The sequence below is a fragment of the Ralstonia sp. VS2407 genome, assembly GCF_052950655.1.
Genome location: NZ_JBRFVG010000011.1, coordinates 100025 through 119194 on the forward strand (window position 1 = coordinate 100025; position 19170 = coordinate 119194).

At 63.9% G+C, this 19170-nt stretch carries 18 protein-coding genes; 3 read left to right on the forward strand and 15 right to left on the reverse strand.

Features of this window, described 5'->3' with window-relative positions; genetic code table 11:
- Position 1 precedes the first annotated feature (1 nt).
- The 7 genes from aroB to pilM form a co-directional block, all read right to left on the reverse strand.
- On the reverse strand, positions 2-1108 hold the full coding sequence (gene aroB, locus ACU8YE_RS18170) for a 3-dehydroquinate synthase (RefSeq protein ID WP_446929302.1): 1107 nt from the start codon (positions 1106-1108) through the stop codon (positions 2-4).
- Complete coding sequence (locus ACU8YE_RS18175; RefSeq protein WP_316871541.1) at positions 1105-1677, reverse strand: shikimate kinase; 573 nt, start codon at positions 1675-1677, stop codon at positions 1105-1107. Before ACU8YE_RS18175 ends, aroB begins: the two co-directional genes overlap by 4 nt.
- Before the next feature lie 138 nt (positions 1678-1815).
- Positions 1816-3975, reverse strand: a complete 2160-nt coding sequence (pilQ, locus tag ACU8YE_RS18180) for a temperature dependent type IV pilus secretin PilQ (RefSeq protein ID WP_446929315.1) — start codon at positions 3973-3975, stop codon at positions 1816-1818.
- A gap of 2 nt (positions 3976-3977) precedes the next feature.
- On the reverse strand, positions 3978-4523 hold the full coding sequence (locus ACU8YE_RS18185; protein ID WP_045203028.1) for a pilus assembly protein PilP: 546 nt from the start codon (positions 4521-4523) through the stop codon (positions 3978-3980).
- Positions 4520-5179, reverse strand: coding sequence for a type IV pilus inner membrane component PilO (gene pilO / locus ACU8YE_RS18190; RefSeq protein ID WP_260804092.1), 660 nt, complete (start codon positions 5177-5179; stop codon positions 4520-4522). Before pilO ends, ACU8YE_RS18185 begins: the two co-directional genes overlap by 4 nt.
- 2 nt (positions 5180-5181) lie before the next feature.
- On the reverse strand, positions 5182-5814 hold the full coding sequence (locus tag ACU8YE_RS18195) for a PilN domain-containing protein (RefSeq protein WP_232041182.1): 633 nt from the start codon (positions 5812-5814) through the stop codon (positions 5182-5184).
- 10 nt (positions 5815-5824) lie between these two features.
- Positions 5825-6895 (reverse strand): pilus assembly protein PilM, encoded by a 1071-nt coding sequence (gene pilM / locus ACU8YE_RS18200; RefSeq protein ID WP_316871539.1) that lies wholly within the window; start codon positions 6893-6895, stop codon positions 5825-5827.
- Positions 6896-7347: 452 nt separating this feature from the next.
- Between pilM and ACU8YE_RS18205 the strand changes: the two genes are divergently transcribed.
- Positions 7348-9759 carry a penicillin-binding protein 1A gene (locus ACU8YE_RS18205; RefSeq protein WP_260804091.1) on the forward strand — a complete coding sequence of 804 codons (2412 nt, stop codon included), beginning with the start codon at positions 7348-7350 and terminating at the stop codon, positions 9757-9759.
- A 76-nt stretch (positions 9760-9835) separates the two neighbouring features.
- On the opposite strand, the gene cyaY is transcribed toward ACU8YE_RS18205, so the two are convergent.
- Entirely contained in the window at positions 9836-10180 is a 345-nt protein-coding gene (gene cyaY / locus ACU8YE_RS18210) for an iron donor protein CyaY (RefSeq protein WP_414561162.1), read from the reverse strand.
- Between the two features lie 138 nt (positions 10181-10318).
- Between cyaY and lptM the strand changes: the two genes are divergently transcribed.
- Both lptM and lysA read left to right on the forward strand, forming a co-directional pair.
- Positions 10319-10552, forward strand: a complete 234-nt coding sequence (gene lptM, locus ACU8YE_RS18215) for an LPS translocon maturation chaperone LptM (protein WP_004634541.1) — start codon at positions 10319-10321, stop codon at positions 10550-10552.
- Between the two features lie 64 nt (positions 10553-10616).
- Positions 10617-11876 (forward strand): diaminopimelate decarboxylase, encoded by a 1260-nt coding sequence (gene lysA, locus ACU8YE_RS18220; protein WP_440840269.1) that lies wholly within the window; start codon positions 10617-10619, stop codon positions 11874-11876.
- Positions 11877-11939: 63 nt separating this feature from the next.
- On the opposite strand, the gene msrQ is transcribed toward lysA, so the two are convergent.
- From msrQ to ACU8YE_RS18255, 7 genes are all read right to left on the reverse strand, one after another.
- On the reverse strand, positions 11940-12596 hold the full coding sequence (gene msrQ / locus ACU8YE_RS18225; RefSeq protein WP_440840268.1) for a protein-methionine-sulfoxide reductase heme-binding subunit MsrQ: 657 nt from the start codon (positions 12594-12596) through the stop codon (positions 11940-11942).
- Positions 12597-12603: 7 nt separating this feature from the next.
- Positions 12604-13599, reverse strand: coding sequence for a protein-methionine-sulfoxide reductase catalytic subunit MsrP (msrP, locus tag ACU8YE_RS18230; protein ID WP_446929303.1), 996 nt, complete (start codon positions 13597-13599; stop codon positions 12604-12606).
- 95 nt (positions 13600-13694) lie between these two features.
- The gene (locus ACU8YE_RS18235) at positions 13695-14555 is read right to left on the reverse strand and encodes an anti-sigma factor family protein (protein ID WP_260804333.1); all 861 of its coding nucleotides are present in this window, start codon (positions 14553-14555) and stop codon (positions 13695-13697) included.
- 8 nt (positions 14556-14563) lie between these two features.
- A complete protein-coding gene (locus tag ACU8YE_RS18240; RefSeq protein WP_446929304.1) occupies positions 14564-15136 on the reverse strand; it encodes an RNA polymerase sigma factor in 573 nt (190 codons plus the stop codon).
- A gap of 25 nt (positions 15137-15161) precedes the next feature.
- Positions 15162-15596 carry a COG4315 family predicted lipoprotein gene (locus tag ACU8YE_RS18245; protein WP_316881415.1) on the reverse strand — a complete coding sequence of 145 codons (435 nt, stop codon included), beginning with the start codon at positions 15594-15596 and terminating at the stop codon, positions 15162-15164.
- A 108-nt stretch (positions 15597-15704) separates the two neighbouring features.
- Positions 15705-16892: a c-type cytochrome biogenesis protein CcsB gene (gene ccsB / locus ACU8YE_RS18250; protein ID WP_092975806.1), complete on the reverse strand. Its 1188-nt coding sequence runs from the start codon at positions 16890-16892 to the stop codon at positions 15705-15707.
- A 7-nt stretch (positions 16893-16899) separates the two neighbouring features.
- Complete coding sequence (locus ACU8YE_RS18255) at positions 16900-19104, reverse strand: cytochrome c biogenesis protein ResB (protein ID WP_446929305.1); 2205 nt, start codon at positions 19102-19104, stop codon at positions 16900-16902.
- Positions 19105-19170: the final 66 nt, after the last annotated feature.

Sequence of the window (19170 nt, forward strand, 5' to 3'; positions counted from 1 at the left end):
CTCAGGCGACGGGCGCTTCGGTCGGTGGTCGCAGCACGGCGTGCTGCAAGGTGGCGCGCAAGTCGGCATCGGGCACCGTGGTCACAAACGCCTGGCCCAGCTTGCGCAGCAACACGAACTTGATCTCGCCCGCTTCGGCTTTCTTGTCGACGCGCATCAGCTCGATGAAGCGATCGACGCCCAGGTCCGGCGCCACCGTCGGTAGGTCGGCCGCACGCGTGAGCGCAGTGATTCGGTTGCGCGTATCGATGTCGATAAAGCCCAGGCGATGCGACAAGTCCGCCGCCATCACCATGCCGCAGCCGACGGCCTCGCCGTGCAGCCATTCGCCGTAGCCCAGGCCGGCCTCGATGGCGTGGCCGAAGGTATGGCCGAAATTGAGCGTGGCTCGCAGCCCGGTCTCGCGTTCGTCCTGCGCCACGACAGCCGCCTTGATACGGACCGAGCCCTGCACGGCTTCGGCCATCAGGTCGGTATCGCAATCGTTGAGGCCCTTGATGTTCTGCTCGATCCAGGCGAAGTAATCGGCATCGGCAATTGCGCCGTGCTTGATGACCTCGGCCATGCCGGCAGCCAGTTCACGCGCGGGCAAGGTGCGCAGCGTATCGATATCGGCCAGCACCGCCTGCGGCTGGTGGAACGCGCCGATCATGTTCTTGCCCAGCGGGTGGTTGATGCCCGTCTTGCCGCCCACCGAGGAATCGACCTGCGACAGCAGCGTCGTCGGCACCTGGATGAAGGGCACGCCGCGCATGTAGCAGGCAGCGGCAAAACCGGTCATGTCGCCGATCACGCCGCCGCCCAGCGCGATCAGCGTGGTCTTGCGGTCTGCGCCCGCCGTCAACAGCGCATCAAAGATGCGGTTGAGCGTGTCCCACTTCTTGAACGATTCGCCATCGGGCAGCACGACGGTGTCGACAGCCTTGCCGAGCGAACGAATGGCCTCCTCGACCTTGGCTGCATAGAGCGGAGCGACGGTCTCGTTGGTGACGATCACGGCACGCGCGCCGCGAATGTGTGGGTCAAACAACTCGGCCTTGGAAAGTAGCCCAGAGCCGATATGGATCGGATAGGCGCGATCGCCAAGGTCAACATCAACGGTAATCATGACTGAGGGGAGACTTGCGAGGAGGTGGAGGTGCCCGCCGGCGGCGCCACAATGCCGGCCACCTCCAGTTGCATCAGCACCATATTAACAAGCTGCGCCACGGTGGGCTTGCCCGTTTCGATGACAAAGTGCGCCACGTCACGGTATAGCGGATCACGGATCGCATGCAGTTCTTCAAGCTTGGCACGCGGGTTCTCGGTCTGCAGAAGTGGCCGGTTCTTGTCGTGACGCGTGCGCAGATACAGGTCATGCGGATTGGCGCGCAGGTAGATCACGGTGCCTCGCTCGCGCAGGAAAGCGCGATTCTCGGGCCGGAGGACGGCGCCGCCGCCGGTGGCGAGGACCACGCCATCGCGCGAGGTGAGTTCGTCGATCATGTGGGTTTCGCGATCACGGAAGCCCACTTCGCCCTCGTGCTCGAAAATGACCGGCACACGCACGCCGCAGCGCGCTTCGATCTCATGGTCGGAGTCGAAGAACGGCAGATCAAGCCGGCGCGCCACCGCCCGGCCGACCGTGGTCTTGCCCGCGCCCATCAAGCCGACGAAAAAAACGTTGGAAACAGACAAAATCGCGTGAAATCAGGAATTTGAGCTTGATTGTAGTGGCATTTGGTCACCATCCTGCACAAACCCGGGGGCAGGACACAAAAAAGCCCGGCGCTCCACGCAGGAGGCCGGGCTTTCAGATCGCGACGTTACCGCCGATTACTTCAGCGACAGTTGATCGGACAGCACTCGCGGCGTCAGGAAGACGAGGAGCTCGGTGCGGTTGTTGATCTTGTTCGTGCTCTTGAACAGGTTGCCCAGCACCGGAATGTCACCCAGCAGCGGCACCTTGTTGATGTCGGTCCGCTCGTTCTGCGTGTAGATACCGCCGATCACGACCGTGCCGCCGTTCTCGACCAGCACCTGCGTTTGTACGTGCTTGGTGTCGATGGCAAAGCCGTTGGTCGTTTGGATACCCACGCTGTCCTTGTTGACGTCCACATCCAGGAAGATGTTGCCGTCGGGCGTGATCTTGGGCGTCACTTCCAGCTTCAGGTTGGCCTTCTTGAACTGCACCGAAGTCGCACCGGAAGAGGTCGCCTGCTGGTACGGAATCTCAGTACCCTGCTCGATCAGTGCCTTGATGTTGTCGGCAGTGACCACGCGCGGGCTAGAGACGATCTTGCCGCGGCCGTCAGCTTCCAGCGCGGACAGCTCCAGTGCGAGGAAACGGCCGGCACCGGCGTTGAACAGGCTCACGGCAACGCTGGCTGCGTTCACACCATTAATGCCGTTAGCGGGGAAGCTGAGCGCCGGGCTGTTGTCCCACGTGGCACCCTGCGTAACCGGCGAAACCACGTTGGTGTAGGTGTTGCCGTAACCCGCGCCATTCGTCTTTGACGCGAAGCCCAGTTTGGCACCCAGGTTGCGACTGAACGTGTCGTCAGCCTCAACGATGCGCGCTTCGATCATCACCTGGCGAACGGGGATGTCGATTTTCTGGAGGAAGGCCTGCACCTCTTCGAGCTTGCTCGGGATGTCCGAGACGAACAGCTGATTCGTACGCGTATCCGCCGTGAGCGAGCCTCGCTTGGACAGAATCCGTGAAGTCGCGGCGCCACCAGCAGCACCAGCCGCACCACCTGCCGCCCCGGTACCCAGCAGCATGTTGCGCACGTCCCCGGCGCTTTGGTAGTTCAGGCGGAACACCTGGCTGCGCAACGGCTCCAGCTCGGTCACTTGCTGCTGCGACTCAAGCTCAGCCTTCTCCTTCGTGGCCAGCTCACCGCGCGGGGCAACCCACAGCACGTTGCCGTTGCGGCGCGACGCCAAGCCCTTCGAATCCAGCACGATCTGCAGTGCCTGATCCCAGGGCACATCCTTCAGACGCAGCGAAAGGGTGCCCGTCACGCTGTCGCTGGTCACGATGTTGAGGTTCGTGAAGTCGGCGAAGACTTGCAGCAACGAACGCACATCGATGTTCTGGAAGTTCAGCGACAGGCGCTCGCCACGGTAACCCGGGCCGGAAATCAGCTTGTTCGGGTCTTCCTTGGTGGGGCGCACTTCCACGACGAACTGCGTGTCGGTCTGGTACGAGCTGTACTGCCAGTTACCGCGCGGCTCGATGATCAGGCGTGCGCCAGTGCCGTTGTCGGTAGCGCGCATGGCCTGCACGGGCGTACCGAAATCGCTCACGTCATAGCGGCGACGCAGCGACTGCGGCAGCGTCGCACCGACGAAGTCGACCACGAGGTTCTGACCTTGCTGCGCGATGTTGATCGCCGAGTTGGCAGTCGACAAATCGACCACCACGCGGCCGGCGAGGTCCTCGCCGCGGCGGAAATCAACGTTGCGCACGGCCGGACGCTCAGCACCTGCAGCGGGTGTCGGAGCCGAGAAGGTCGGCGCCGAGACAGCCGCTGCCACCGGTGCGGCTTCCAGCGTCAGTACGTACTGGTTACCGCGCACTTCGGACTTGTACTGCGTCTGGCGCGACAAATCGAGCACGACGCGGGTGCGATCGCCGATCTGCACGACGTTCGCCGAACGCAGCAGCTTGCCGCCGTATTGGTAGTTGGCTCGGCCTTGCGCAAAGGTCGCGCCGAAGAAGTCGATGGCGATGCGCGCGGGCTGCTGCGTGCTGAACTCCACCGGCTTTTGGGCCGGCGCGTTCTTGAGCGTGACCGTCACCACAGTGGATTCACCGGCCGAAGCCTGCTCCACCTTTTCGATCGTGTTGCCGGAGACTGCCGCCGCAGGCGCTGCCTGCTGAGCGACAGCCTGACCGGCCATCATGAACAGGCACAGCGAAAGCCATGCCACCGCGCCCCCCCGGGCCACTCGGGTTGCCTGCGACAGGCCGCCCTTCACAAGACGCATCGTCATTGCGCGCTCTCCTGAACTTTCAGGGTCGTCATTTTTTCTTTCCATTCGGTCGTGCCTTCGCGCACCAGCTCACGCAGGGTGAGTTCCTGGTCTCCGATGCGGACGATGCGACCATAGTTTTGTCCGATGTACTGCCCCACATGCACATGCTGCGTCTTGTCCCCGACAGACAGGACGGCTTCCGTCTCGCCATTGCGCTTCATCGTCCCGACCAGCTTGAAGGCTTCCAGCGGATAGTCTTCCAGCGGCTCGCGACGGCGATTCGGTTCCGGCGATTCGTTCTGCGCGCGCGATAGTTCTGCCACCTTCTGCACGCTGAACGGATCAGTCTGCTTGGTGGTCGTGTATTCGCGCGGCGCGTAAGGCTTGGGTTCGGGCAGCGGCGGCACGGTCGTACTGACGCTCTGGCGCGCTTGCTGCATCCATTGCTGCAATTCATCGTCTTCGCTCGCGCCGCAGGCCGTCAGCACGACGGCCAGGCACAGGGGCGACAGACGCAGAACGTGCGACATGCGGCGACGGCTCATGGTGCGGCCCCTCATTTGGCGCCTCCCTTGGCGGCGGCATTCGCCTTGCGCTGAGCCGCCTGCTCGTCGGCGTCGAGCGCCCGGTAGGCCTCAGCGCGGGTTTCCATCACCATGCCGCCATCCTTGGTACCCGTCAGCGAGATGTTCTGCAGCGTGACGATGCGTGACAGCGCCGCCACGTCTGCAGCGAACAGCGCCATGTCGTGATAGCGGCCATTGACCTTCACGGCCACCGGGATCTCGGCGTAGTAAGGCTTGAGTACGGCGGCAGCGGGACGGAACAGGTCGAAAGTCAGGCCACGCGCGATACCGGCATGGTTGACGTCGGCCAGCAGCGCATCCATTTCGGTCTTGTTGGGCAATTGCAGCTCGAGCTTCGCGACACGCTGCTCCACCTCGGCCTTCTGCTTGCGCAGCGCTTCGAGGTTCACCACCTGCGCGAGCTTGCTCTGGTATGCCGACTTGAGGTTGCTCTGCTCGGTGCGCTTGGCGTCCCGCTCGTCAAACTTGCCGCTCCAATAGAACTGCCAACCCAGTCCGATGACCAGCACGGCGGACAGAATCATGAACAGGATGCGCGGCGCCATCGGCCACGTTTCCGGCTCATTCAGGTTCAGGCCACGGAACTGGCTGACCAGGTCTTCCAGCGAAATTTCGGTCGAGAGCGCCATGGTTATTTCCTCGCCGTGGCCGCACCCGGCTTGGCCGGCGCTGCCGGCTCGGCCTTCCATTGGAAGCGGATCGTGAAGTTGAACAGACGGCGCTGTTCCTTCAGGTTGTTGGTCATGGTGGTGGCCACCGATTCACCCAGCTCGGCGTGATCCAGCCAGGGCACCGCACCTAGGTTGCGCAGCAGGTCCGACACGCGTTCGTTGGACTGGGCCACACCCGATACGGTGTAACGCTCGCCATCCTGCTTGAGCGAGGTGAGATAGATGCCGTCCGGCACCTGGCGCACCAGTTCTTCGAGCAACTGCACCGGGCGGTTGCGTTGGTTCTGCAGGCTTTCCACCGCTTGCTGACGTTGCAGCAGGTCGTCGATGTCCTTCTTGAGGGTGTTGACCTCGGCGATCTGCTTGTCCATCTCCGCGTTCTTCTGCGTGAGGATGTCGTTGATGCGTTGCGCCTCTTCGGTCTGGTGATCGATCACCATGCCGCCCAGGAACACCACCACTGCGCCCGCAACGGCAGCGCCGCCCAGGCTCATGAAGACTTTCTTGCGCTTACCGGCACGTCGCTCTGCGTGATACGGCAGCAGATTGACGTTCGGGAGCGCATTCACGGCATTCGCGCTTTCATTGGCCATCGTCAGCTCCTTATTGCAGCCCGCGCAGGGCAAGGCCCGCGCTGACGATGTAGGCCGGCAGATCGCGCTGCAGATAGCGCGCGTTGACGTTCTTGGCCGCGCCCATGTTGGCGAACGGATTGGCCAGCGTCGTATTGATCTGCGTCTGTTGCTGGATCGCGGTCTGCACGCCCAGCAACGATGCGTGACCGCCCGAGAGCACGATCTCGTCCACGCGGCCGACGCTCGAAGTCGACAGGAAATTCTGGATCGCCTGCCCCACTTCCATGGCCAGCGTCTCGAGCGAGGGCTTGAGCAGCTGGCTACGGTATTCGTCGGGCAACGTGTTCTTGCGCTTCTTCACCTCGGCCTTGAGCAGATCGAGTGAGAACAGACGCGAGATGCTTTGCGTGAGCTGGTCGCCCGAGCCGGACATCGGCTGGTCATACAACTCCTTCCAGCCTTGGTAGAACAGTGCGTGCGAGCGCGCCCCGCCCAGGTGGAACATCGCCACGACGGGCATGTCGCGCGTCTCGGTTTCGGTGGCGTCCGGCTTGACGGCCAGCATGTGCGTCATGGCGCGCTGGATGGCGTTCTCTTCCACATCCATGACGATCGCTTTCAGACCGGCCATCTCGGCGGCGGTCACGCGCTCGGTCACGCGCTCGGAAACCGTTGCCGTGACACGCACGCCGATCCCGCCTTCGGTTTCGGACGGGCCGATCACGACATAGTCGAAATTGACGTTCTGCGAGGGCGGAAACAGCCGATTGGCTTCGCTCTCGACCTGCACGAAAAGCTCGTCTTCGGTCAGGTTGTCGGGCAGGCTGACGGTTTGCGATTCCGTCAGGCTTGCGGGAATGGCAAGCACGGCTTCCTTGCCGCGAATGCCCGCCTTGGCGATGGCACGCTTGAGCGCATTGCCCACCGCATCGATATTCACCAGATTGCCGTCGGCGACGGCACTGCGTTCAATCAGCTCGCTGGCGCATTTTTCGAGACGGAAATCCCCCTGCTTGCCGTTGGCGGACAACTCCACCACCTTGACGCTGGAAGACCCGATATCTATCCCGACGATATTGCGGCGCAGCAGGCCGGACAACAAACCCCGTCGCACAGAGACACCCCACCGTTTATAGTTTTTTGAACCCTGGCGCCCGTCGCAAATCCAACGTGCGCCATAGCCTGCTTAGATTTGCTGCTGGATTCTCACAAAATCCTTTAGAACAGGCAAACGCTCAGGCAGACCGCGATGCATTTCGCGCCACGCCCTTCGGAAAGCGTTGTCAAAACCCCACGGTCGGGGGATACCCCTTTCGTCTGACTTGATTTCCGCTCCGTCTACTTCTATCGGCTGATTCTTAGCCGTCTTGAATCAAGGTACGGCGGGCGCACAATTCGCGCGCTCAGTGAGCATGACGCGGCGCACAAGTGCAGTCTCGTGCGCTGAGGTGACACTGGTTACGTGCTGTTACGTCCGATGCCGTCAGACCCTTGAAGCCTCGACGATATAATCGCCGCCACGCTGACTGACACCCCCGGTGCCCACCTGTAATGGCTACTGCCCAAACCACCCCAGCTTCGCCCAAGCCGCCCAAAGCCCGCCGCCCGTTGTGGGTGCGACTGCTTCTCTGGATGCTCGGCCTGTTCGTTGCCATGGGGGTCGTCGGAGCGCTGCTGCTGGGCTATGCCCTGCTCGTCGCCGCGCCCAACCTCCCGTCGCTCGACGCGATCACCGATTACCGCCCGAAGATTCCGCTGCGCGTGTACACCGCCGACAACGTCCTCATCGGGGAATTCGGGGAGGAGCGCCGCAGCTTCGTGCCGATCACGCAGATGCCCGAGGTGATGAAGCGCGCGGTGCTGGCCATCGAGGATGACCGCTTCTACGAGCACGGCGGTGTCGACTTCATCGGCGTGCTGCGCGCGGGCCTGGCGAACCTGCACGGCGGCCTGTCGCAAGGCGCGTCGACCATCACGATGCAGGTGGCGCGCAACTTCTTCCTGTCGAGCGAGAAAACGTACACGCGCAAGATCTACGAGATGCTGCTCTCGTACAAGATCGAGGCGAGCCTGACAAAGGATCAGATCCTCGAGCTGTACATGAACCAGATTTACCTGGGTCAGCGCGCGTACGGCTTTGCCAGCGCCGAGCAGATCTACTTCGGCAAGAACATCAAGGACATCACCCTGGCCGAAGCGGCCATGCTGGCCGGCCTGCCCAAGGCGCCGTCGGCGTACAACCCGGTGGTGAACCCGAAGCGCGCCAAGGTGCGTCAGGAATACATCCTGCAGCGCATGCGCGACCTGCACTACATCACGCCGGAGCAGTACACCCAGGCCATCAACGAGCAACTGCCGGTCCGTGGCGAAGGCCATGAGTTTGACGTGCACGCCGAGTACGTCGCCGAAATGGTGCGTCAGCTCATGTACGCGCAATACCGTGAAGAAACGTACACGCGCGGCCTGAATGTCTACACAACGCTGCGCAAGGCCGACCAGGACGTCGCGTATCAATCCGTGCGCCGCGGCATTCTCGACTACGAGCGCCGTCATGGCTATCGCGGCCCGGAAGCATTCATCGATCTGCCCTCCGATGCCGAAGAGCGCGAACAGGCGATCGACGACGCCCTGCTCGAACATCCGAACAGCGACGATCTGCAATCGGCCGTGGTGGTGAGCGTGACGCCCAAGCTGGTGCGCGCGACGATGCTGACCGGTGAGACGATCGACCTGGCGGGCGACGGCCTGCGCTTTGCGCAAGCCGCGCTGTCGAGCAACGCGCAGCCGAAGATCAAGCTGCGCCCGGGTGCGGTGATCCGTGTGATTCAGGACACGAAGACGCAGAAGTGGTCGATCACCCAGTTGCCGGAAGTCGCCTCGGGCTTCATCTCCCTTGACCCGCAGACGGGCGCGATCTATTCGATGGTCGGCGGCTTCGATTTCAACCGCAGCAAGTTCAACCACGTCACGCAGGCCTGGCGCCAGCCGGGTTCGAGCTTCAAGCCGTTCATCTATTCGGCGGCGGTGGACAAGGGCTTCTCGCCGTCCACGGTCATCAACGACGCGCCGCTCTCCATCCCGACCGGCGACACCGGTGGCCAAGTGTGGGAGCCGAAGAACTACGGCGGCGGCTACGACGGCCCGATGACGATGCGCCGCGCGCTGCAGAAGTCGAAGAACCTCGTGTCGGTGCGCATCCTGCGGGCGATCGGTACGCAGTACGCGCAGCAGTACATCACGCGCTTCGGGTTCGACGCCGATCGGCACCCGGCCTACCTGCCGATGGCGTTGGGCGCAGGCTCGGTGACGATGCTGCAGATGGCGAGCGGCTACTCGGTGTTCGCCAACGGCGGCTACCGCGTGAACCCGTACATCATCGACCGCGTGGTGGATGCGCGCGGCACGGTCGTGCAGCAGAGCCATCCAATGACCGCCGGCAAGGACGCTGTGCGCGTGATCGACCCGCGCAACGACTTCATCATGGATTCGCTGCTGCGCAGCGTTGTGTCTGGCGGCACGGGCTACCAGGCCAAGGTCAAGCTGGGCCGCAACGACATGGCCGGCAAGACCGGCACCACCAACGACTCGTTCGACGCCTGGTTCTGCGGCTACACGCCCAAGGTGGTCGGCGTGGCCTGGATGGGCTACGACAACCCGCGCAGCCTGGGCGATCGCGAAACCGGTGGTGGCCTGGCCTTGCCGATCTGGATCAACTACATGAGCTACGCGCTCAAGGGTGAACCGCAGACCGAGCGTCAGCCGCCCGAAGGCGTCGTGCAGATGGCCGGCGACTGGGCCTACGAGGAATACGCCAACGGTCAGGGCGTCGCTTCGGTCGGCCTGGGTGATGCCATGCCGGGAGCATCCGCACCGGCCGGCGACCAGCCGCAGCCAGGCGTCAATCTGGCGCCGACGCAGGAACAGGAGAAGCAGAAGATTCTCGACATGTTCCGCGGCAACTGATGCTCGCGCCGATGGCCAATGAAAAAGCCGCCTTTCGGGGCGGCTTTTCTTTTGGCATCCGACAAGAACGTTGAGCTCAACCGGCGGCCAATGTCACATCCACATCGCTTTGCTGGCTGACATAGCGTGACAGCGCGACGTACAGCTCTTCCTTGCTGCGCGTGTCGACCCAGCGGCCGTCGTCACCACGGCGGAAGTGGAAACCGCCGGCACGCGCAGCCACCCACAGTTCCTGCATCGGCGCCTGGCTGTTGATGATGATCTTGGAGCCATCGTCGAATTCAAGCGTGAGCACGTTGCCGGCACGGTTGATCTCGATGTCGGCATCGGCCTCCTCTGCAGCCGTTTCGACAATGCTTTCGATGCGGGTGAGTTCCGCTTCAGCCAGCGCCAGGAACTCCGATTCGCTCAGGGGGGGCATGCTACACTCCAAAATCTTGCGCGGACGTTGCGTGGCGGCCCTTTCCGGCCCGTCCTGACCAGCAGGCGCCTCGTCCCATATGACTCCGATCGCCGCAAGGGCCTGACCCCTGGGGCATCCTTTCTGCACCATCATCCGATGATACGAACCGCCGCCATTGTAGCCACTGTCGGCCTGACCCTGACGGTCGCAGGCCTATCCGGCTGCGGGATTCGCGGGCCGCTGTACATGCCCAAGGTGCCGCCGGCGCCAACCGCGCCGCAAACCACCGACCCTGGCATCGCCGGCCCGAACGCCGTGCCGCAGCCCCCGGTGCCGGGCGCCAAACCCGCAGCCGCCGATGCCGCCAGCGCGGTACCCGCGAACCGCTGATACCGTCTTTTTTGCTCAACCGGCGCCGCCCTAATCCAGGGCTGCGCCCAGAATGTTCCCACTCATGTCCGAGTCCCTGATCCGCCAGGAAGGCGCGCTGATGATCGAAGGCGTCGCGCTGGACGCGATTGCCGCGCAGTTCGGCACGCCCACCTACGTGTACTCGCGCGCCGCGCTCACGGCCAACTATCGGGCCTACGCCGCCGCATGCGAAGGTCGCAACGCGCATGTGCAGTACGCCATGAAAGCCAACTCGAACCTGGCCGTGCTGCAGGTGTTCGCGCAGCTTGGCGCCGGCTTTGACATTGTGTCCGCCGGCGAACTCAAGCGCGTGCTGGCCGCCGGTGCGCCGGCCGCGAAGGTGGTGTTCTCGGGCGTAGGCAAGAGCGCAGACGAAATGCGCTTCGCGCTGGAGGTCGGCGTGGCGTGCTTCAACGTGGAGTCGATTCCCGAGCTGCACCGCCTGAACGACGTGGCCGCCTCGATGGGCAAGGTCGCGCCCGTGTCGCTGCGCATCAACCCGGACGTCGACGCCAAGACGCACCCGTACATCTCGACGGGCCTGAAGGGCAACAAGTTCGGCGTGGCGTTTGACGAAGTGCTGCCGACCTACCGCGCGGCGGCTGCGATGCCGAACCTGCGCGTGGTCGGCATCGACTGCCATATCGGCTCGCAGATCACCGAGGTGTCGCCGTATTTGGATGCGCTGGACAAGGTGCTCGACGTGGTGACGCAGCTCGACACCGAGGGCATTCGCCTCGCACACATTGATGTGGGCGGTGGCCTAGGCATCACTTACACAGACGAGACGCCGCCGGACATCACAGCCTTCGCGCGCACGCTGTTGGACCGCGTCGAGCAGCGCGGCTTTGGCGATCGCACCGTGCTGTTCGAGCCGGGCCGCTCGTTGGTCGGCAACGCGGGCCTGCTGCTCACGCGCGTCGAATACCTCAAGCCAGGCGCGAGCAAAAACTTCTGCATCGTCGATGCGGCCATGAATGATCTCGCCCGCCCCGCGATGTACGAGGCGTATCACCACATCGTGCCGGTGCGCGAAGGCCAGAGCGCGCCGGTGGTCTACGACGTCGTGGGCCCGGTGTGCGAATCCGGGGACTGGCTCGGCCGCGACCGTTCGCTGGCGGTGCAGCCCGGCGACGTGCTGGCGATCCTGTCAGCCGGCGCGTACGGCTTCACGATGAGTTCCAACTACAACACACGCAATCGCGCCGCCGAAGTCATCGTCGACGGCGACAAGATGCACCTCGCACGCGAGCGCGAGTGCTTTGAAGACCTGATCCGCGGCGAGCACCTGTTCCCGGCGTAAGCCTGCATCGCAAAGAAAAAGCCGACGCGCAAACGTCGGCTTTTTTCATGGGCGCGACCAGTGTCAATCGCGCGCCGGCATCGCGCCTCCGGCCATCGCACTGCGTGGCGAGCGCCAAGCCCACCACACCCGCAGCCCCAACAGCACGGCCATCACCGCGGCGTAGATCGACACCTCGGCAAAGTCGTGCTTGCCGGCCTTGTGCCACCAGTAGTGCAAGATGCCGAGCACGCCGGTCACATAGACAAGCCGGTGCAGCCACTGCCAACGCTTGCCGCCAAGCCTGCGCACCATCGCGTTGGTCGACGTGGCGGCCAGGGGAATCATCAGCACGAACGCCGCAAAGCCCACGGTAATGAAGGGCCGCTTGACGATGTCCTTGAGCATCGACGCTGGGTCGAGCCCGCGATCGACCAGCAACCAGATCAGGAAATGGATTGATCCGTAAAAGAACGTGTACAGCCCGAGCATGCGGCGAAGCCGGATCAGCCAGTTCATGCTCGTGATGCGGCGCAGCGGCGTGATGGCCAGCGTGCAGCACAGCAGCACCAGCGTCCATGTGCCGGTCGAGCGCGTGACGAACTCCAGCGGGTTCGGCCCGAACTGGTCCGTCGCGCCCAGGAAGACGATGCGCAGGAAGGGCACGAGCGCGACCACCCACGCGATCGCCTTCACCACACGCAACTGCTTGGACGGCAACATCGGCGGCAGCAGTGTCATGTCGGCCTCAGAAGTTCTTGCGCAGGTCCATACCCGCGTACAGCGGCGCGACCTGCTCATAGCCGTTGAACATCAGCGTCTTGCGCTTGGGTGCGAAGAGGCCGCCAAAGCCGCCCTTGTCTTCGCCGATGCGGCGCTCGGTGGCCTGGCTCCATCGCGGGTGGTCCACGGTCGGGTTCACATTGGAATAGAAGCCATATTCGTTGGCCGCAGCAATGTTCCAACTCGTCGGCGGCTGCTTGTCGACAAACCGGATCTTGACGATGGACTTGGCGCTCTTGAAGCCGTACTTCCACGGCACGATCACGCGCACGGGCGCACCGTTCTGATTCGGCAGCACCTGGCCGTAGAGCCCGAAGGTGAGGAGCGCCAAGGGATGCATCGCCTCGTCCAGGCGCAGGCCTTCGCTGTACGGCCACTCCAGCACGGGGCTGCTGATGCCGGGCATCTGGCGCTTGTCGGCCAGCGAGATGAATTGGATGTACTTGGCGCCGCCCTGGGGCTCCACCCGCTTGATCAGCTCGGCCAGCGGAAAGCCCACCCACGGAATCACCATCGACCAGCCCTCGACGCAACGCAGGCGGTAGACGCGCTCTTCCATCGGCGCGAGCTTCATCAGGTCGTCCAGGTCGTAGGTTTTGGGCGTCTTCACCAAGCCCTCCACGCTGACTTGCCAGGGGTGCGGGCGCAGCGTGCCGGCATAGCGCGCCGGGTCGGCCTTGTCGGTGCCGAACTCGTAGAAGTTGTTGTACGTGGTGACCTGGTCGTACGGGGTCGCTTTCTCCACGGTCGTGTACGCAGGATTCGGCTTGCCGGCCAGCTTGGCTAGCGACGGGTTGGCGGCAAAGGCCTCGCGTGAGGCCCACGGCGCCAGCGTTGCGCCGGCAGCGCCCATGGCGGCAGCGGCCAAAAAGCGACGGCGCTGCTCGAAGATGTGCTGCGGCGTGATCTCGCTGGCGGGGATGTCGTCGCCACGCAGCCAGCGGTCAGTCTTGATCAACATGATTCGTGGTCCTCGTTGTGCGGGAGCGCTGTCCCATGTGCGTTGGTCGTGCCCGCGCCGCCAACCTGACAGCGTGCGGGAAAAAAAAGTTAGTGCTATTCCTTGCGGGGCGCAGGCCCGGTGAATTCGCTGTACTGCCGATAGACCACCTGGGCCACTTCCAGCAACTGCGTCCGCGCCAGCGGGCCGGCGACCGCAAACCCCAGACCGCGATCCGCCCAATAGAACGCCATCGGTGGCGGGTGATCCACCGCAGGATGAATCGCCTGCAGCACGCGGTTGTCGGGCGCGAGCGTCTCTAGCCGGAAACCGGTATCGCGATTGTTCGGCATGCGCCGTAACTGCACGGAGATCCGCGTGCCGCCCGGCCCCTCGTACATCAGCATGGCCGTCGGCGCATCCGCCACGACCGTCTGGCGCCCGCCGATGAGCCGGTAGCCGAGCGACGTCAGGTCTGGAATACGCAACTGCGCATCAAGCCGCCGCGACAACCATGTGACGAGATGCGCCTCTTCGCCGGCCGGCACCTCCACCATGTGTTTGGACTCGGGAGAAAAGACGACGTGCGATACAAGTGCATCGTTCGCGAAACGTTGCATGGGCATGGTGCGCTCGACGGCACCTCGGCCGAGCCAACCGGCACCCGAGCCAATGGCCAGGCAGGCGACGCTCAACGCCACCACACTCCAGCCGCGCATCGCGCCGAAGCCGCCGGCCGTCGGGCGACGTGCTGCCGCCAAGATTGCCGCCGGAATGCGGCGCTGCGGCACCGGTTCGTTGAGCAGCGGATCGAGCGCGTGGTGCAATTGCGCGTCCGTCCTGCGCCAGCCCGCGACCTCGGCGGCTGCGTGCGGGTGCGCAGCAAGATAAGCCTCCACGACGGCGCGCCGCGGCGCAGGCAGGCGGCCGTCAGCATAGGCGTGAAGTTCGTCGATATGAATGGAATTGGAGGACATGGCGAGCCTCACTTCACGCGGTGCAGCGCTGCGCTGCTCCCGTCGCCAGACACCGCCGATGCACGGGACACAGCGGGCGAGCCATCCAGCGCCACGCGCATCCGCTCACGCGCCCGCGACAGCCGCGACATCACCGTGCCCACCGGCACGCCCAGCACGTCGGCGGCTTCCTTGTAGGCGAACTGCTCCAGACCGACGAGCAGCAGTACCGCCCGCTGGTCTTCGGGCAGCGTCGCCAGCGCACGCAGCAAGTCTCGGCGCAAACCGGGGTCGTCGTCGACGGGGATCTCGGGAGGTGAGTCGCTCAGCTCGATCCGATCGGGCCGGCGCACGGCGTTCAGGTGCAGCCGATGCATGATGGTGAGCAGCCAGGCAAACAACCCGTCGCCCTCGCCCTTTGCGCCAATCTGCCCGATCGGCCCAAGCCTGGGCCGTAGCTGGAACCGCCAGCGATAACGCCAGGCGCGTTCCAGCGTGTCCTGGACAAGATCATCGGCACGGCTGGCATCCCGCATCAGGCCGCGCGCGTGTCGGCGCAGGCGTGGCGTAAGTGCGATCAGCCGGCTGGCCAGGTCGGACATGTGGGCGCGAGCGAAGGCGGGGGGCTTACGGCTTGGCGATGTGCCAAACGTTCATGAAGCCGTCTCCGGTCTGATCACCGGGCATCTTGTCCTTGGTCCAGAGGTAGAGCGGCTTGCCGCGATAGGCCCACTGTTTCTTGCCGTCGTCGCGCGTGATGATGGTGTAATCGCCGGACGGCTTGTCGGCGTCATTGGCAGCCAGCGGCGGCCAGTTCTCGGCGCACTTGCCGTTGCAGGCACTCTTGCCGGCCGTGGCGTCACGGTCGAACGTGTAGAGCGCCATGCCGTGCTGATCCGTAAGCGTGCCATTGGTCACCTTGACGGCCGATGGCGTGGACGACCCGCCCATGCCCATACCCATGCCGCTGCAGCCTGCCAAACCGAATGCGGCAAGCAGCGCGGCGCCGGCCAATGCGGCGCGCGGATTGAACAACTTCTGGGAAGCTGCGGACTGGCTCATCTTGTTCTCCTGGGATGGAGGGGCGCGCCGATCGCGCCCTCACTGAGCAGTAAACACGCTAGGCGCGTCTTTATTCCAGTCCGCCGAGATTTTTTTGTGACTGACGGCTTACAGCTCGCCGTAGCTGTGCAGGCCTGAGAGGAACATGTTCACGCCCAGGAAGGCGAACGTCGTCACCAACAGGCCAATCAGCGCCCACCAGGCCGCCATGCGGCCACGCAGGCCCTTCATCAGGCGCATGTGCAGCCACGCCGCGTAGTTCAGCCAAACGATCAGCGCCCAGGTTTCCTTCGGATCCCAGCTCCAGTAGCCGCCCCAGGCGTCAGCCGCCCACAGCGCACCGAGAATCGTGGCGATGGTGAAGAACGCAAACCCGACGGTGATGGCCTTGTACATCACGTCGTCCAGCACTTCGAGCGACGGAAGGCGATCGGCGAGCACGCCGCGCTCCTTCAGCAGATAAGCCGCGCCCACCATAGCCGACAGCGCGAACGTGCCGTAACCGATGAAATTGGCCGGTACGTGGATCTTCATCCACCAGCTTTGCAGAGCCGGCACCAGCGGCTGGATCTCCTGCGCGCTGCGCGACACCGTGTACCACAGCAGAAAACCCACCGCTGCCGACACCACCAGCATCACGAACGGCCCCAGCGCGCGCGTCTTGTAACGCTGCTCGTAGTACAGATAGAACAGCGAGGTGATCAGCGTAAAGAGGATGAACACCTCGTACAGATTCGAGATGGGGATGTGGCCAATGTCTGCGCCCACCAGGTACGACTCATACCACCGCACCAGCATGCCGGTCAGGCCGAGCACCACGGCCGCCCAGCACAGCTTGCTGCCGATCGATCCACCCGCTTCCCAGCGCAGCAGAAAACCCGTCCAGAAAAACAGCGTGGACAGGAAGATCAGTGCGCTCATCCACAGGATGGCCGACTGGCTCGCAAGGAAATACTTGAGGAAGAAGGCGTGTTCAGCCCGGGCGAGATCCGGGCCATTGGCGCCGGCGTACTGCGAAATACCGAACAGCGCCAACACGGCGATGCCGATCATCAGCACGCGCACCGGCTTCCATGTCCAGCCCAGCCATGCGAAGGCGGGCACGGCGGCGACGAGAATGCCGCGCTCGTAGCCATCCATATAAGCGCCATAGCGGGAGAAGGCATAACCAGCCCCGGCCGCCAGCATTGCAGCAAACAGCCAGTCAAACCAGCCTAGGCGACGGAAATACGATGGGCGTTGCAGCGCGCCCAGATCGGCGCTCGCCATGGTCGTTTGGGGATTGCTCGCTTCCATCACCGGCTCACTTCGTTGGTTTGGGGTCGACGCTCGCTGCACCGGCGGCATCGGGGGCGCTCGGGGCTCCTGCCGCGGCGCGAATATCGTGCTTGAGGCGCTCGAACTCGCGGTCAAAGTCGAGCGTGCGGCGCATGGTCGACATGGCTGTGAGCACATGTGCGCCGGAGACGCTTTCGTTGGCCTGACCGGATTGCGGCCGGATCCACAGCCACCAGCGGCGCTCTCGCACGTAAAACATCGAGAACACGCCCAGCACCAGCAGCAACGACCCAAGATACACGATGTTTTTGCCCGGCGCACGTGTGAGCTGGAACACGCTGGCCTGCACTTGCTGGAAGTCGGTCAGCTGCAGATACACCGGTGCACCGTAGAAGGCATTGTCCGACAGCGCGTTGATGGCGCTCTGCAACCACTGGCTGCTGGCGGCATCCACAATGGGGGCCGGTTGGCCGTCCTGCGCGCGGGCCAGTTGCCACAGCTCCCACATCGAGCTGTTGATGATCTTCATCAGCACATCGGCGGCCTTCTCGCGCTCGCCTTCGGGCACCGATTTCTGCAGGAAGGTAGCGACTGCGGCAAAGCCGCCCTGCGCACCCGCGGAGCCGTCCTTTACATCGGCAGCGCCAGCAAAGAGGTCGAGCGCGCGACGGGCGCTTTCCATCAACTGGTTGCGCAGTTCCGCACGCTGCTCGCCGGGCATGGAGAGCAGCGCAAACCGGCGCGCCGCTTCGCCCCGCATCGCCGGATTTTGCAGCGCAGCGCGCAGGCGCATCCAGTCGCGGACGGTGCCTTGTGCGTCCGCAGGAATGCGCAGGTAGCGGAACGGCTCGTCGGGCTGTGAACGCATGCCGGCCAGGAACACCGACTGCCCGTCCAGCGTAACCGGCTGCATGTAATTGCTGAACTCGTGCGCCTGCCCGTTGGCGTCGCGCAGCTTGTACTGCACCGAGGGGCCGACGTTGCGCAGGTCGCGGTCGCGCGTCATCTTGGTCACGTTGCCAAGCTCCGCGCGCAGACCACTTTCCGCACCGCCCTTCTTGCCGACGCCGCGAGCGTCCTGCTTGCCCGAGGCGTCCGTCACCGTTTCGACATTCATCAGGCGGAAGTCGGAGAACTCGACCGTGTAATCGCCGCCTTTGCCGGTGAGCTTGGAGCTTTCGCCCACGACGCCCGACATGTCGAACGTCTTGGCGTTATCACCTTGCATCGGGAAGCCGGTCAGCTTGAGTTTCGAGCCGCCATCTTCGAAGCTCGACTGGTAGATCGCCACGCCGTCATACACGAACGGCTTGTTCACCTCCACGCGTGCGGCGGTCTGCTTGCCGGTACGACGGTCGGTCACGACGATGTCGCTGGCGAACAGCTTGGGCATGCCGGTCGAATAATGCTCAACCGTGAACTTCTTGAGCGTGATCATGAACGGCAGGTCCTGGATCAGCGCGCCATCGGCGATGTTCAGGATCGCCGTGCTGACGCTCGAACCTTCCGGCACGAACGCATTGCCACGAAAGCCGGGGTTCGACGTCGAGAGCCGATGTTCCGGGCCGATGTCGCTGATGACCGCATTGCCCTTGATGGGCGACTTGCCGCCAAACCACATCTGCGCGCGGATCATCATGTCGCCGTCCAGCAGCCCGCCGATGCAGATCACGACGATGGCCGTGTGCGCAAGGATGTAGCCGATCTTGTTGCCCGCCCCGGCCTTTGCGGTGATCAGCGTCGCACCACCCTCGCGCGCGAACGCCTTGATGCGGAAGCCGCGGTTCTGCGCAAGTGCGGCCAAGCGAGCGATGACGGTTGCGGTAGCGACGGGCGAATCAAATTCGTCGCGGTGATGGAACGCACGCAAGCTGCCTTCGCGCACGTTCTCGCGCCAGGAGCGCATGTCGGCCAGCATCTTGGGGGCGTTGCGCACGATGCACAGCGAGGTCGACACCACCAGAAACGCCAGGATCAGCAGAAACCACCAGGCGCTATAGACGGTGGGCAGCGTCAGCGAGCGGAACACGTCGGCCCAGAACGGCCCGAACTGGTTGACGTAGTTCGGATACGGATCGTTCTGTTTGAGCACCGTGCCGATCACGCTGGCAATGGCGATCACCGTCAGCAGGCTGATAGCAAAGCGCATCGACGACAGCAGCTCGACCGTTTCGCGCAGCGCGCGACGTCGGGAGCGGATCTGGACGCCGGAAGTGGAGACCGAAGACATGCTGGGAGACAACCTGTTCAGAAACGAAAACAGGGTGGCGATGCCAGGCGCATTGCCACCCTGTTC

Excerpts from the sequence above, each read along its gene's own strand:
- aroB (WP_446929302.1), bottom strand. The coding sequence starts at position 1,108 with ATGATTACCGTTGATGTTGACCTTGGCGATCGCGCCTATCCGATCCAT.
- pilQ (WP_446929315.1), bottom strand. The coding sequence starts at position 3,975 with ATGCGTCTTGTGAAGGGCGGCCTGTCGCAGGCAACCCGAGTGGCCCGG.
- ACU8YE_RS18185 (WP_045203028.1), bottom strand. The coding sequence starts at position 4,523 with ATGAGGGGCCGCACCATGAGCCGTCGCCGCATGTCGCACGTTCTGCGT.
- pilO (WP_260804092.1), bottom strand. The coding sequence starts at position 5,179 with ATGGCGCTCTCGACCGAAATTTCGCTGGAAGACCTGGTCAGCCAGTTC.
- ACU8YE_RS18195 (WP_232041182.1), bottom strand. The coding sequence starts at position 5,814 with ATGGCCAATGAAAGCGCGAATGCCGTGAATGCGCTCCCGAACGTCAAT.
- ACU8YE_RS18205 (WP_260804091.1), top strand. The coding sequence starts at position 7,348 with ATGGCTACTGCCCAAACCACCCCAGCTTCGCCCAAGCCGCCCAAAGCC.
- cyaY (WP_414561162.1), bottom strand. The coding sequence starts at position 10,180 with ATGCCCCCCCTGAGCGAATCGGAGTTCCTGGCGCTGGCTGAAGCGGAA.
- lptM (WP_004634541.1), top strand. The coding sequence starts at position 10,319 with ATGATACGAACCGCCGCCATTGTAGCCACTGTCGGCCTGACCCTGACG.
- lysA (WP_440840269.1), top strand. The coding sequence starts at position 10,617 with ATGTCCGAGTCCCTGATCCGCCAGGAAGGCGCGCTGATGATCGAAGGC.
- msrQ (WP_440840268.1), bottom strand. The coding sequence starts at position 12,596 with ATGACACTGCTGCCGCCGATGTTGCCGTCCAAGCAGTTGCGTGTGGTG.
- msrP (WP_446929303.1), bottom strand. The coding sequence starts at position 13,599 with ATGTTGATCAAGACTGACCGCTGGCTGCGTGGCGACGACATCCCCGCC.
- ACU8YE_RS18235 (WP_260804333.1), bottom strand. The coding sequence starts at position 14,555 with ATGTCCTCCAATTCCATTCATATCGACGAACTTCACGCCTATGCTGAC.
- ACU8YE_RS18240 (WP_446929304.1), bottom strand. The coding sequence starts at position 15,136 with ATGTCCGACCTGGCCAGCCGGCTGATCGCACTTACGCCACGCCTGCGC.
- ACU8YE_RS18245 (WP_316881415.1), bottom strand. The coding sequence starts at position 15,596 with ATGAGCCAGTCCGCAGCTTCCCAGAAGTTGTTCAATCCGCGCGCCGCA.
- ccsB (WP_092975806.1), bottom strand. The coding sequence starts at position 16,892 with ATGGAAGCGAGCAATCCCCAAACGACCATGGCGAGCGCCGATCTGGGC.
- ACU8YE_RS18255 (WP_446929305.1), bottom strand. The coding sequence starts at position 19,104 with ATGTCTTCGGTCTCCACTTCCGGCGTCCAGATCCGCTCCCGACGTCGC.